This is a genomic window from Aliiroseovarius crassostreae (assembly GCF_001307765.1).
Classification (GTDB): Bacteria; Pseudomonadota; Alphaproteobacteria; order Rhodobacterales; family Rhodobacteraceae; genus Aliiroseovarius; species Aliiroseovarius crassostreae.
On record NZ_LKBA01000004.1, the window covers coordinates 154,040 to 167,761 of the forward strand.

Sequence of the window (13,722 nt, forward strand, 5' to 3'; positions counted from 1 at the left end):
CAGGATGTCCGGGCGGTGTGCCCCGGATGGTGTGAGGATGTGAGGGGCCGCGCCATTTTTTGTAGGGCTGAAGGCCTCAGGCATGTCCCCCTTTTGAGGACAAAAGAAGCGGGTCAATGCCCAGCTTGGCCAGTGCGGCGGTCCATTTCCGATCATGATCGGGAGAGAAGACAATCGCACGGTCGGCCTCGACGGTCAGCCAGACATTTTGCTGCAGCTCCCCCTCCAGCTGGCCCGCCGCCCATCCTGCATAGCCCAGGGCCGCAAGGGCCTGTTTCGGTCCACTCCCCCTGGCGATATCTTCCAGGATGTCGCGGGTGGCCGTCATCGAAAACACGTCATCCACATGCAGGGTGGTTTCATTCCCGATGTAATCCTCGGAATGCAGGATAAATCCCCGCCCACCTTCCACCGGGCCGCCAAAAAACACGGCCTGTCCGTCGGTCAGTTCAGAGCCATCAATGTCGAGATGTGACAGCAGGTCGTCCAGCACCACATCGTCTGAGGGTTTGTTCACGATGATTCCCATCGCGCCGTCTTCGGAATGGGCACAGATATAGACCACCGAATGGTCAAATCGGGGGTCGTCAATGCCGGGCATGGCAATCAGGAGCTTGCCGCTGAGATCCGTTTCTCTATCCATGCTTAAAGCTTGGCCCCCAGATCGGGAAATGGCAAGGGGGGACCAATGCCGGGGGGGCTGTTCATGGTAACATCCCATCCCCGAAATGTGATTTCCCTTTGTGGGCAGAGATCTTATCTATAGGGCAGATGAGACACACGTTTACATATCTGGCCACCTGCCTGGCCCTGATCTCCGCCGCCCCTGCTTCTGCCGGGTCCGGCCTGCTATCTACCCCCGATGATATTGCCAGGATTGAGTTGCTGCCCGGCTGGCGCACGGCAACGGGGGAGTATATGGCTGCCTTGCGTATTGAACTGGCGGAAGGGTGGAAAACCTATTGGCGCGCGCCAGGCGACAGCGGCATTCCCCCCAGCTTTGATCTGAAAGCGTCGGAAAATGTTGGCCGTGTGGAGTTCCACTGGCCGGTGCCGGATGTCTTTGTTGACGGTGGGGTGCGGACCATTGGCTATAAAAAAGAGCTGGTGTTGCCCATGACAATCACGCCCGGGACGGCGGGGACACCCATAAAATTGTCAGGCGACCTGCAATTTGGGGTCTGCCTCGATATCTGCATGCCCATGCAGGCATCGCTGTCAATGGCGCTGCCAGCCGGGGCCGCAACGCAGAACCGTGCCATCAAGCAGAACCGTGCCATCAAAAAGGCGCTGCAGGCACGGCCCGACACGTCGCGCGAAGCGGGGGTGAAAAAGGCTGTCTGTTCCTTCGAACCTACCCGCGATGGTCTGCGCGTACGGGCAGAAATCTACATGCCACAGCTTGCCCCGAATGAAGTGGTGGTGTTGGAAACTGCCGATCCGGAAGTTTGGGTCGCCGAGGTGGACAGCCGACGCGAGGGTGGGCGGATCATCGCTGAAACCGATATCGTGCCCCCAAAAGGGAGCGCCTTTGCGCTGAACCGGTCCGAGTTGCGCTTTACCGTATTGGGGGGCGGGCGCGGCGTGGATATCCTGGGCTGCACCGGCGGCTGACCTGCGCCCCGGCCCAGAGTGACGTCGGATTGACGGGCCCGGCCTCTGTTGTCTGCTATTGTCGCAGGTGATGCCACCCTTTCAGCGTGGCATCCGGGTGCGGTGGTTTCAAACTAAATCCGTTTATCCGAGAACTGGGCTTAATGGTGCGTCTCTACCCCGCAGCATGTCCCTGATCGGACCTGCGTGAACACTCCTACAGACCCATTCGAGCGGGGAAGAGGAAACTGTAACCTTTCTTGTGAAAACCTCACCCTTGATCAAGCAAGCGTGAGAACCTGTTTCGGTCGCTATGAAACTGGCGCCGCAACCCTCATGTTGCCCTCAACACACTTGATCTGTGCGACATATTCGCGTGAAAGGATGACATGATGGCGATGGCTGAGGATGCGGAAGGGGTTTCCGTGAAACGAGATGAAACGAAACAGGAAACGTCCGGTGGCAGAGACCACCCGATGCTGAAGCGCCTGCCGTTGATTGCCATTCTGGTTGTGGCCCTCATCGGGGCTTTCACCTTGCGGGATTATCTGAGCTTTGAAGCTCTCGCCGCCAACCGTGAAGCTTTGATCAGCTTTCGTGATGCGAATTACCTGCTGGCCGTGCTGGTTTTTCTGGCCGCCTACGTGGTGATTGTCGGCTTTTCGTTTCCCGGTGCAACCATTGCAACGCTTACGGGGGGGTTCCTTTTTGGCACGTTTCCCGGTGTGGTTTTCAACATCACCGGCGCCACGCTGGGGGCTGTGGTGATCTTTCTCGCCGCCCGCTGGGGGCTGGGCGAAAAACTTGCCGCCAAAATGGAGGCTTCGGACGGGGCGGTGAAACAGATCAAGGGCGGGATTGACGACAATCAATGGTCGGTGCTGTTCCTCATTCGCCTTGTCCCGGCGGTGCCGTTTTTTGTTGCCAACCTGATCCCGGCTCTGGTTGGGGTGCCGCTCCACCGTTTTGTGATTTCGACCTTTGTGGGGATCATCCCCGGCGGTTTGGTCTACACCTCGGTTGGCGCCGGGCTGGGAGAGGTGTTTGCCCGTGGTGAAACCCCTGATCTTGGTATTATCTTTGAGCCGCATATCCTTCTGCCCATCCTTGGCCTCGTGGCGCTTGCTGCCCTGCCGGTGGTACTCAAAACTCTGAAGAAAGGCCAGAAAACATGAACCGTATCAAGGCTGATATCTGTGTGATCGGGGCGGGGTCCGGCGGGCTGAGCGTGGCCGCAGGGGCGGTGCAGATGGGCGCGTCCGTGGTGCTGCTTGAAGGGCACAAGATGGGCGGGGATTGCCTGAATTATGGCTGTGTCCCCTCCAAGGCGCTGTTGCATGCCGGTCATAAAGGCATGGCGTGGAAAGCGGCGCATGACCATGTGCGCGACACGATTGCAACCATTGAACCCCATGACAGCGTTGAGCGGTTTTCGGGGCTTGGTGTGCAGGTGATCAGCGAATATGGCACCTTCATTTCGCGCAGCGAAGTGCAGGCGGGTGAGACGATCATCAAGGCGCGCCGTTTCGTGATCTCAACCGGGTCCTCGCCGCTGGTGCCGCCGATCCCGGGGCTGGATCAGGTGCCGCATCTGACCAATGAACAGATTTTTGATCTCGAGGATAAACCCGAACATCTTCTGATCATTGGCGGTGGCCCGATCGGGCTTGAAATGGCGCAGGCCCATCGGCGTCTGGGCTGTGAGGTGACGGTGATCGAAGGGGCAAAGGCGCTGGGCAAGGATGACCCGGAACTGGCTGCACAGGTGCTGGATGCGCTGCGCGCTGATGGAATTGCCATCGAAGAAGAAGCTCTTGCCGCCGAAATCAGGGGGGAGCAGGGGGCAATTGAAGTCGAGGTTCAGGATGGTCGCGTCTTCAGGGGCTCTCACCTGTTGGTTGCCGTTGGGCGCAAGCCGAATATCGACAGGCTGGATCTGGACAAGGCCGGGGTAGAGGTCACGCGGGCGGGGGTGAAGGTCGATGACGGGCTGCGCACGTCGAACCGCAGGATCTATGCGATTGGTGATGTGGCTGGCGGGCTGCAATTCACCCATGTGGCAGGCTATCATGCAGGCGTCATTATCAGATCCATGCTGTTTGGGCTGCCGTCCCTGGCGAAAACAAGCCACATCCCATGGGCCACCTATACCAGCCCCGAACTGGCGCAGGTCGGCCTGACCGAAGCACAGGCCCGTGCCCAACATGGCGAGCGGCTGGAAGTGGCGCGGTTTGATTTTGCCGGCAATGATCGCGCGTTGGCCACCCAACAGGCCAAGGGGTTGATCAAAGTTATGGTGGTCAAGGGCCGCCCTGTCGGGGTCTCTATCGTCGGTCCCGGCGCTGGCGAAATGATCACGCTCTGGTCGCTGGCGCTGGCCAATCGTCTGAAGATGAGCCAGATTGCAGGTATGATTGCCCCCTATCCAACCATGGCCGAAGTGTCGAAACGTGCTGCAGGGGCCTATTTCTCGCCGCGACTTTTTGATAATCCTAGGGTCAAACAGGTGGTTGGCCTTGTGCAACGCTGGCTGCCCTGAGTTTGAACGAGGTCCCTGGTGCTCAACTCCCTTTCTGGCCGTTTCCTGATCCTGACCGTGGCATTTGTCATGCTGGCCGAAGTGCTGATCTTCGTGCCCTCTGTCGCCCGGTTTCGCGAGGATTATCTGCTGGCACGGCTGGAACGGGCGCAGATCGCATCGCTGGTCCTGCTGGCAGATGACATGATCGACCCCGCGCTGGAGGCAGAGCTTCTGGAAAACGCGGATGTGTTCAACGTGGTTCTCCGGCGCGATGAAATGCGGGAACTGGTGTTGGCGTCAGCCATGCCCCAGCCGGTGGATGTGACCTTTGACCTTCGCATGGAAAGCTCTCTTGGCTTGATGCGCGCCGCGCTTGCCCGCCTGTTGAACCCGGAGCCACAGGTGATCCGGGTGATCGGACAGCCTGTGCGCATGGGCGGAGAGCTGATCGAGGTGACGATGAACACCGTCGATCTTCGCAATGCGATGATTGATTATGGCAAGAATATCGCCCTCCTTTCCGCCGTGATTTCGGCCATCACCGCCAGCCTGCTGTTCCTTGCAGTGCGTTTCCTGATGGTGCGCCCGATCCGCGAGGTGGTGGGCAATATGAAAGCCTATGCGCAATCCCCCGAAGATACGCGCCGTATCATGCGCCCACATACGGGCCTGACGGAATTGCACGAGGCCGAGGTGGCACTTCAGTCTCTCCAGACGGAACTCACCCATGCGCTGAAACAGAAGGAACGGCTTGCGCAATTGGGCGGGGCCGTGGCGCGCATCTCACATGATCTGCGCAATATCCTTACCACGGCGCAGCTGTTTGCCGACCGGATGGAAAGCAGTCAGGACCCGATGGTCAAACGGGTGGGGCCAAAACTGATGAACTCGATCTCGCGTGCGGTCAGCCTGTGCGAAAACACCCTTGCCTTCGGGAAGGCCGAAGAACCTGCGCCAAGGCTGGAGCGGGTTGAACTGGCACGGCTTGTGGATGACATTTTCGCCAGCGAGCGACTGGCATCGGGGGAGCACGCGCTCAGCTTTGCAGAAGATGTGCCCGCCGGGTTGGTGGTGCGAGCCGATCCTGAACAGCTCTATCGCGTTTTGTCGAACCTCGTGCGCAATGCCCGACAGGCGATTGTGGCCAGCGGCAAGGAAGGCGAAATTGGCCTTCTGGCGCGCGACAATGGGGATCACTGGCGGATCGATTTGCGCGATACCGGGCCGGGCCTGCCGCTGTCGACCCGTGAAAATCTGTTCCAACCTTTTGCGGGATCCAACAGAAAAGGTGGGTCAGGGCTGGGATTGGCCATTTCGGCAGAACTGATCCGCGGGCACGGCGGCAGTCTGACATTGGAAAAGACCGGCGGCGAGGGCACCCATTTTCGGATCATCCTGCCCAAAGAGATTGCCAGCGCGTCGGATGAGGACGCGTCCGGGTAGGGGCAATTTATGCTCAGGCCGAAAGCCGGACCCGGGGGGCGCTTGGTCGGAACTGAAACGGCGCAGGATCGCGACTGCCGGTTGGGCGGCAGTTTTTCAGAAGCATCTCTTCGAACGCCGCAAAAATCCGCTGCATATGGGGGGGCTTGTAAGGGAAAGTGGTGTCGCAATCCATGTCATGCACGATCAGCGCGTTATCCGCTTCGAAGACCACCAGATTGCCCTGCGCATCCTCGGCACAGTCGATGCCGAAATACCCCAGTCCGATCCCGTCGGTGATAGCCCTGAGCGCATGTTTGTGGCGCGTGGCGAAATCATCGCGGAAGTGATCCATGAACCGGGCTTCTTCACGACGCTTGTCTGCGCAGGCCTCCATTCCCGCATTCAGATACCAGATGTCCCAATGTGTGGCGATGGCCATGTGACAGGGGAAGGGCTGACCATCGACAAACACCACCCGGTATTTGCGAAACTGCCCGTCGCATGGGGTGGCGTAGTGAATGTATTCTGACAGGAAAAACGCAGGCTCCGGGTGGTTCACGAGGTAGGAGATCAGCGCCTCACGCGAGGGGATATTGGCAAGTCCTTTGCCCGCATGTGACCCGCAGGGACGGATGACAATCGGATAGCCGCCCAGCGCGGAGAGCATCTGATCTTCGGTTTCGTTCATCAACGCGGTCACCAATTCATCCAGCGTCACACGTTTGGTCTGTGGAAAGCGAAGCCCGGGCACATAAGAAAACCTTTGCCCAAGCTGATGACGTTCAAGCATGAGCTGAGCGCCGGGCAGGTTCAGAACCGTGCTGCCAGCCGAAGCAGCCAGCCGTCGCACCTGGCCAAAGATCGGATCTGTCGTGGCGGTGTCTGCCGGGATGGCGCAGAAGGCGACGTCATGGTCGGGCAGATCCAGATGCGTGCCGTCAGAGGCATGCGGGTAATAGGTGATGATCTCGAAATCCGACCGCTGCAAAAGGAACTCGACCGGTGTATTGGCCCCCATGTGGCCCGGTTTGGCAAAGACCAGCACCCGGTGTTTCGCACGCTCGCCCTGATTGGTGACAAAGGCGCGCTGACGCGAGAGGGCTTTGGCCTGCCATTCCAGGCCCAACGGCTGATTGCCCTGTAACTGTTCGATCACGGACAGGTCCATCAATGCCCCTTCGCAGGGGCCTTCGCTCAGGCATTGGCGGAGCAATCGTGTCTGAACCGGGGTCAGATCCTGCCCCTGATAGGCCATCTTTGTCAGGTTCGCGAGGCCGATACGTGTTTGCGGTTCCATTCTGGCTCCTCTCCGTGATTCCCGGTCAGGATGAGAGGATTTGATTAAAAAACCGTGCGTATTGGTGGAAATTGCACCCGTCTACAGGTCCAGCTCAATCACCCCGCCCGCGTCACGGGCGCGGCTTTGACACAGGATCATCGCCCCTTCGCGCTGGGCGTTGGACAGCACGAAATCCCGATGCTCCACATCCCCTGCGATGACCCCGCATTTGCACACGCCACAGATCCCGTCCGAACATTTCACATCCACATGCACGCCATTGGCATTCAGAATGTCTGCGGCGGTCTGATCTTCGGGCACGGTAAAGGCGCGCCCATCCCTGAGTTTCAGCGTGAACGGGTGGTTTTCGTAATCCGGCAGGTCCGGCACCGAGAAATATTCCAGATGCCGGGCCTCTTGCGGGAAACCCTGCGCCTCGGCGGCCCGCATCACCGCATCCATATAGGCCTCCGATCCGCAGCAATAGACATGCCAGCCGGGCTGATAGCCGGACAGGGTGGTGTTGAAATCCGCCCGTGTGCCCTGATCGGAAAAATGCAGATGCACCCGATCCGCCCAGGGCGCACTGGTCAGGTCATTCACAAACCCGGCATCTGCGGCGCGCGAGCAGGAGTAATGCAGCGAAAAATCCCGCCCCAGCGCGTGCAGCCGGTGGGCAAAGGCAATCATCGGTGTGATGCCGATCCCGCCCCCCATCAGCAGGGTTCTGGTCGCGGTCTCATCCAATTCGAAATGGTTGATCGGTTTCGAGATGAACAGTTTGCGTCCCGGTACAAAGATGCGGTGCAGAAGGGCCGAGCCACCACGCCCGGTGTCTTCGCGCAATACGCCGATCTGATAGCTGGTGTGGTCGGCGGGATCGCCGGACAGGGAATACTGACGCAGAAATTCCGGGCTGACGAGCACGTCCAGATGGCCGCCTGCGCTCCACCCCGGCAAAGGCGCGCCATCGGGGCGGATGAATTCGTATTTCGTGACCCTGTCGGTCATTTTCTCGACTTTTGAAACCTGCACTTCGATCACCGGCGCGTCCCCATCGATGGTAAAGCGATGGATCATCGACAGATCGCCCGCCGCTTTGCGGGTGCGGTATTCATCGGGCGAGATCAGGGCTTCATAAGCGGCAATCCCTGCCTCGCGATCCATCGGAAACGGATAGGGATAAGGCGGCGGCGACAGGTTAGCGGGGTAGGCGGCAAGGGTCTGATCTTCAGGCCTGAGGTCAATTTCGCGGTTGAGCCCCCGCCGGTTGACTGGGTTTTCGGTGGGGTGATACCCCCCGTCCTCGGCCAGTTCCAGATCCCACCACCATGTCTTGACCGGGTTGATCTCACCATTCCCGACCGCGTCGTCCAGTTTGGCCAAGGCCGGGGCGGCTGCGGGGAAACGGGATGCGGCCCAGCGAAACGGGGCCTGTGCAAACAGTCCTTCAAGGTTCCACGGGCAGGTTTTCATGCAACGCCCGCACATCGCCCCGCCGGGGTTGGTCACGCGGTATGTGGTGCATTTCTGCGCGTCGGACTTCCAGACCTCATAACCATTGAACATCTTTTTCGACCCGGCGGAGATCGCACCGGAGGGGCATTCGCGGGCACATTTGTTGCAGGCTTCACAAAAGGCCTGCAGGCCAAAATCAATCGGTTTGTCATGTCCCATTGGCATATCGGTTGTGACCACGCCGGATTTCAGGCGCGGGCCGAGATAGGGGTTCAGGACCACGTCGCCGATCCGCGCCACCTCACCCAGCCCGGCCAGAAGTAGGAGCGGTGGTTGCAGCACGGTTCCGTCCATCACCGTATGGGCCTTGGCCGAATAGCCAAGGTTGCGGATCTGCTGGGCGATGACCCCACCGATGAGGGCGAAGCGCAGATAGGCGCACATCGACTGGCTGACGGCAATCCAGTCATCCCCGGAGGCGCCTTCCATCGTCTCGAACCCCTGATCGACAATCATGGAAATGGCATTGTCATGGGGGGGATGGATCTCGGCCCCGGTTGCGTCATGGGAATACCAGCACCAGTCCGGGCAGCGGGAGGTGCCCGCAGCGTCGATGCCAAGGAAATAGCTCGCTGCCCGCAGATTGTCGGCGTTGCGGCTGGCATCCTTGGGGCGGGACCCGTCTGCTGTGGCGCCATCCTGCAGGGGCACAAACGCCCCCAGCAACCGGCGTTGGGCAAAACTTGGCCCGGATTTGCGCACGTAGTGACCGCCCTTTGAGGCCTCCTGCAGCGGTTTTCCCATATCGCCGAACTGACTGCGGGCGAACATGTCGGACCGTTTCGGCACCCGCGCCACGTTGGGCTCATCAATATAGGTTGTCGGGTTGTCCACGCGCTTGAGGCGTTCAAACGGGTGCGGTCCCATATGGTAGTCTCGGTGCGCATAGGGATCACGGGTCAGGGCCGATTTCGCATGCCCCTTGCCCGGCCCGGTGCCGCCCAGCCACCATGCGGGGCCGGAGGTGGCGTGCCACGGCTGCTCGGCCATGGGCGCAAGGGGGGCGTCATGCGCCAGGTCCATATCCGTGGTCACCACGGCGACCCCAAAGCGGTTGCCCAGCCATGGCGCGACCAACTCACCGTTTTCCGCGACCGCAAGCCCCGAGGTCACGGCCAGCTGGTTCAGATCCACATCGGTTGACATCGGGCTGTGCGCCATCGCGTCAAAGCCCAGAAGGCGGATGTAATTGGCGATCACCACGGCGGTTTCCGTGCTGCGCAAACAGGCGCGGTGGTCCTGGGCATCAAGGATCCAGTCCGACCCGCGCTCAGCAGGGTGCGGATCGCGCATGTGTTCAACCAGAAACACGATGGCGTTGGGGTGTGACGCCCTGCGGGGCGCGCGGTCCATCGACGCCTTGAGATCGGCCATGATCACGTCGATCCCTGCGGCCAGCGTGCGGATCTCGCGGGTTTTCAGGGCGTCGGAAAGGCGGGGGATGTCGGGGTTCTGGCGGGGGGGCGACAGGCGCGCACCGTCCGGCACCGGACCAATGCCGACCATTGAGGTGTCGAGGTAATAGCCAAAGGCTTTCAAATGGTTGGCGCGCTCCTGAAGATCCTCGGGGATGCGCCCGCGCACGGGGGTCACATCCCCATCCCGGATCGCATCCATCATCGCCTGAAATTCGCCCATGGCATTGACGATGCTTTCGGGATGTTCCGGTCGGTGAAAGGACAAGGGGGCCATGGAGGGCACGGCGGAAAGATCGGCCTGATCGGTCCGTTTCAGCCGTTCCAACGGGTAAGGTCCAAAGTGAACGGGGCGCTTTTTGTCCGAGAAAATTTTCATCAGCTGTCCTTGTCTTCCGGGGCAACAGGCGTGGCCTTCCCGCGATAGGCGGTGGTGTAGCGGTCGGGCAGGTCTTCGTCGCCATAGACACCAATCAGCACGCCAACCTGTTCGGATCCGCCTTTGCGACGCGCAAGGATCTGGTTGTCACTGACCGTGGTGCGTTGCGACATGCGTCTGGCCCAGTGATGCAGGTGGTCATACATTTGGGTGATGATCTCGAAATGGTCTTTGCTTGCGCCCAGATCGGTCAGTTCGTCGGGGTCGGTTTTCAGATCAAACAACATCGGGCGGAACCCGCCTTCGTCGCCCCCTTCCGCATGGATCAGTTTCCACCGGTCGGTGACCACCATGAACAGACGGCAATCGCGGGGGGGAAGCCCAAGCCGGTCGGCCATGGGGGATGTGGAATAATCATATTCGCTGATCGCAAACTCGCGCCACGCCACGTCGTCACCGTGCAGGAGCGGCACAAGCGAGCGTCCTTCGAGGATATGATCGGCCACATCCCCACCGGCCATGTCCACAAATGTGGGGGCAAGGTCGATCTGCTCAACCAGCCTGTCCGATACCGTGCCGCGCATGGCATCCGCCTGTGGGCGGGGATCGGCGATGATCAGCGGCACCCGGACGGCGGGATCGTGGAAGAAATCCTTTTCCCCCATCCAGTGATCGCCCATGTAATCGCCATGATCCGAGGTGAGCACAATCACCGTGTTCCCGGCCTGCCCGCTCTCATCAAGGTAATCGAGGATCCGTCCCAGATGGTCGTCACATTGCTTGATCAGACCCATATAGGCGGGGATCACCACGTCGCGCACCTCGTCACGGGAAAAGGCGGCAGAGAGCTGGCCCTGCAGATAGGCGTCAAATACCGGATGCGCCTGTTGCCGTTCCTTTTCCGCACGCACCACGGGCTGGATATCTTCGATCCCATAGAGGTCGTGATAGGGGGGCGGCACGATATAGGGCCAGTGCGGTTTGATATAGGATAGGTGCGCGCACCACGGTCCGTCGCCCTTTCGGGTCTGCATGAATTCAATCGCCCGGTCGGTAAGCCACGGGGTTTCACTGTCTTCTTCGCGGATATTGGCGGGCTTGCCCGCGTGCATCATCAGGAAACCGGAGGCAATATCCCCGGCGTCATCAATTCCGGCATTCGCGTGATCATGCCAGGGATTGTGATCGGTATACCCTTTGTCGCGCAGATATGCGTTATAGGGGGAGCGTTTTGGGTCATAGAACCCATCTGGCCCCTCGGCCCAAAGCCCGTCATCGCGGATCCAGACGTCAAACCCACATTCACCGATACGGGTGCCAATGACCGAATCGGATGCCAGCCCCAGCCGCGCCATGCCCTCGGCATCCGCCTTCATATGGGTCTTGCCAATCAGCCAGCACCCCATGCCGGCGCCGCGCAGGTGATCGCCCATGGTCAGTTCACCGACCTTGAGCGGAAAGTTGTTGAAGGCCGCCCCATGGGACGAAACATAGCGCCCGGTATAGGTGCTCATCCGGCTGGAGCCGCAGACGGGGGACTGGCAATAGGCGCGGTCAAACCGCACCCCGCGCGCCGCCACCCGATCAAAGTTTGGCGTTTCCAGCGTCTTGTGACCGGCACAGCCCAGGTAATCAAAGCGCAGCTGGTCATACATGATGAACAGAATATTCGGGGCGGCGGGGGCCATCGCGGCACTCCTTGTTCATTGCGGATGCGACGATTTGAGCATGTGAAAAAGCCTCTGGAAAGCCAAATTGGATCCAATCGGGAAAAACATGATTTGGTTTTTGTCCGATCGGGTCGTTCCCGGCGCCCTTGATGCCGTGTTTTTCATTGCGAGCAGATGAGCTGCGGCCTATACCCGGTTCCTGACGAAGCCCATTCGGGCCAGAGAGGTTGGCTGTCGGACATCGACCCAGATAGGGGATGGAACGCAGCATCGTCGAAGCAGCGTAACGGGCGTCGTCCCTTTGCGCGTATCGGTGTCTCTTCCCTGTGCCCCAGATTTGCGAAAGGACACATGATGTCGAGAACCCTTCTTTTGTCTACTGCAGCGATCAGCCTGACCGCTGCCCCCGCCATGGCCCATATCGGCCACGTCGGAGAAGTGGCCGGACATGGCCACTGGGGGGCAATCATCCTTCTGGGCGCCGCGGCGGCCGTAGGGCTTTGGGGGGCCTTGAAAGGGGCAAAAGGCACCGAGAAAGCCAAGGCGGATGACGCTGGCGAAGAGGCCACCGAAGAGGGTGGCGAAGAGGAACTGGTCGGAGCCTGAACGGATGAAAACCCAGCTGGATACGCAAGGTAAGAAAATCGGCGTGATGATCTGCGGTCACGGCTCTCGCAGCCAGGCCGCGGTGGATGAATTCAAGGTGCTGGCAGAGAAGCTGCCCGCGATGCTGCCCGATGACTGGATGGTTGATTACGGCTATCTGGAATTTGCCAATCCGGTGATCCGGGTGGGTTTGGACAATCTGCGTGAGGCGGGGTGTGACCGCATTCTGGCCGTGCCGGGGATGCTCTTTGCGGCGATGCATTCGAAAAACGACATCCCCACCGTGCTCAATACCTATGCCACCAAACATGGTATCGACGTCAGCTATGGGCGGGAATTGGGCGTGGACCCCAAGATGGTTGCCGCCGCCGGTGCGCGCATCCGTGACGCGGTGGAGGCTGCCAATGCCGAACATGGCGAGGTGCCGCTTGAAGAAACCTGCCTGGTGGTGATCGGACGCGGCGCGTCTGACCCGGATGCCAATGCCAACGTGTCGAAAATCGCGCGTCTGCTGCAAGAAGGTATGGGTTTTGGCTGGCTTGAAGTGGGTTATTCCGGTGTGACCTTCCCGCTGGTGGAACCGTGCCTGACCCACACCGCCAAGCTGGGTTACAAGCGTGTCATCGTCTTCCCGTATTTCCTGTTCACGGGCATCCTGATCGACCGGATCTATGGCTTCACCGATCAGGTGGCCGCACGTCATCCTGACATCCAGTTCGTGAAAGCCGGTTATCTGAACGACCACGAGAAGGTGCTGGAAACCTTTGCCGAGCGGATCACCGAACAGGTCGGCGCCATGCCGCCGCCCAATTGCGGCACCTGCGGCTATCGTGATCAGATCCTGGCACTGGATGACCCGAAAATTGCGGCGATCTCGGCTGCGGATCGTGCCAAGCACCCGGCCTTTTCCGACACCCCCCCACCCACCTGCGTGATGTGTAAATACCGGGTTGAGGTGCTGGGTTTTGAAAGTGAACTGGGTGCGGTGCAGGAAAGCCATCACCACCATGTGGAAGGGCAGGGGGCCAACGCGCCCGGCTCAACGGTCGAGACCTGTTCGCTCTGCGATCATTTCTGCACCGGGGCGTGCCGTCTGGATATGGATCACCACCATCACCACCACCATGATCATGGGCACAGCCATGACCATGATCACTCTCACGGCCACGATCATTCACACGATCACGCCCATGACCACACCCATGATCACGGGCATCACCACCACCATCATCACGATCACGACCATGATCACCACCACCCGGAATACCCCCATGCAAAACACCCGCATGGTCCGGAATCGGCGCGGGTCAAATAAA

At 60.0% G+C, this 13,722-nt stretch carries 11 protein-coding genes; 6 read left to right on the forward strand and 5 right to left on the reverse strand.

The features are described 5' to 3' along the window. Positions 1-76 precede the first annotated feature (76 nt). Positions 77-643, reverse strand: a complete 567-nt coding sequence (locus AKJ29_RS02795) for a YqgE/AlgH family protein (protein WP_055187734.1) — start codon at positions 641-643, stop codon at positions 77-79. Between the two features lie 128 nt (positions 644-771). Between AKJ29_RS02795 and AKJ29_RS02800 the strand changes: the two genes are divergently transcribed. The 4 genes from AKJ29_RS02800 to AKJ29_RS02815 all read left to right on the forward strand — a co-directional run bounded on the left by AKJ29_RS02800 (position 772) and on the right by AKJ29_RS02815 (position 5,557). Next, positions 772-1,614 carry a protein-disulfide reductase DsbD domain-containing protein gene (locus AKJ29_RS02800; protein WP_055187737.1) on the forward strand — a complete coding sequence of 281 codons (843 nt, stop codon included), beginning with the start codon at positions 772-774 and terminating at the stop codon, positions 1,612-1,614. Between the two features lie 455 nt (positions 1,615-2,069). After that, the gene (locus AKJ29_RS02805) at positions 2,070-2,768 is read left to right on the forward strand and encodes a TVP38/TMEM64 family protein (RefSeq protein WP_055188951.1); all 699 of its coding nucleotides are present in this window, start codon (positions 2,070-2,072) and stop codon (positions 2,766-2,768) included. Further along, positions 2,765-4,132 carry a dihydrolipoyl dehydrogenase family protein gene (locus tag AKJ29_RS02810; protein ID WP_055187739.1) on the forward strand — a complete coding sequence of 456 codons (1,368 nt, stop codon included), beginning with the start codon at positions 2,765-2,767 and terminating at the stop codon, positions 4,130-4,132. Before AKJ29_RS02805 ends, AKJ29_RS02810 begins: the two co-directional genes overlap by 4 nt. Positions 4,133-4,150: 18 nt before the next feature. Continuing rightward, a complete protein-coding gene (locus AKJ29_RS02815; protein ID WP_055187741.1) occupies positions 4,151-5,557 on the forward strand; it encodes a sensor histidine kinase in 1,407 nt (468 codons plus the stop codon). Between the two features lie 13 nt (positions 5,558-5,570). Here AKJ29_RS02815 and AKJ29_RS02820 read toward each other — a convergent pair whose 3' ends face one another. The 4 genes from AKJ29_RS02820 to AKJ29_RS19600 form a co-directional block, all read right to left on the reverse strand. Then, complete coding sequence (locus AKJ29_RS02820) at positions 5,571-6,836, reverse strand: ATP-grasp domain-containing protein (RefSeq protein WP_055187743.1); 1,266 nt, start codon at positions 6,834-6,836, stop codon at positions 5,571-5,573. Positions 6,837-6,917: 81 nt separating this feature from the next. Beyond that, positions 6,918-10,130: a reductive dehalogenase gene (locus AKJ29_RS02825; RefSeq protein ID WP_055187745.1), complete on the reverse strand. Its 3,213-nt coding sequence runs from the start codon at positions 10,128-10,130 to the stop codon at positions 6,918-6,920. Further along, entirely contained in the window at positions 10,130-11,818 is a 1,689-nt protein-coding gene (locus tag AKJ29_RS02830; protein ID WP_055187748.1) for a sulfatase-like hydrolase/transferase, read from the reverse strand. Before AKJ29_RS02830 ends, AKJ29_RS02825 begins: the two co-directional genes overlap by 1 nt. Next, a complete protein-coding gene (locus tag AKJ29_RS19600) occupies positions 11,778-12,071 on the reverse strand; it encodes a hypothetical protein (protein WP_161805368.1) in 294 nt (97 codons plus the stop codon). The genes AKJ29_RS02830 and AKJ29_RS19600 overlap by 41 nt, the downstream gene beginning before the upstream one ends. 83 nt (positions 12,072-12,154) lie before the next feature. Between AKJ29_RS19600 and AKJ29_RS02835 the strand changes: the two genes are divergently transcribed. After that, positions 12,155-12,406, forward strand: a complete 252-nt coding sequence (locus tag AKJ29_RS02835) for a DUF6732 family protein (RefSeq protein WP_055188953.1) — start codon at positions 12,155-12,157, stop codon at positions 12,404-12,406. 4 nt (positions 12,407-12,410) lie between these two features. Continuing rightward, positions 12,411-13,721, forward strand: a complete 1,311-nt coding sequence (locus tag AKJ29_RS02840; RefSeq protein ID WP_055187750.1) for a sirohydrochlorin chelatase — start codon at positions 12,411-12,413, stop codon at positions 13,719-13,721. Position 13,722: the final 1 nt, after the last annotated feature.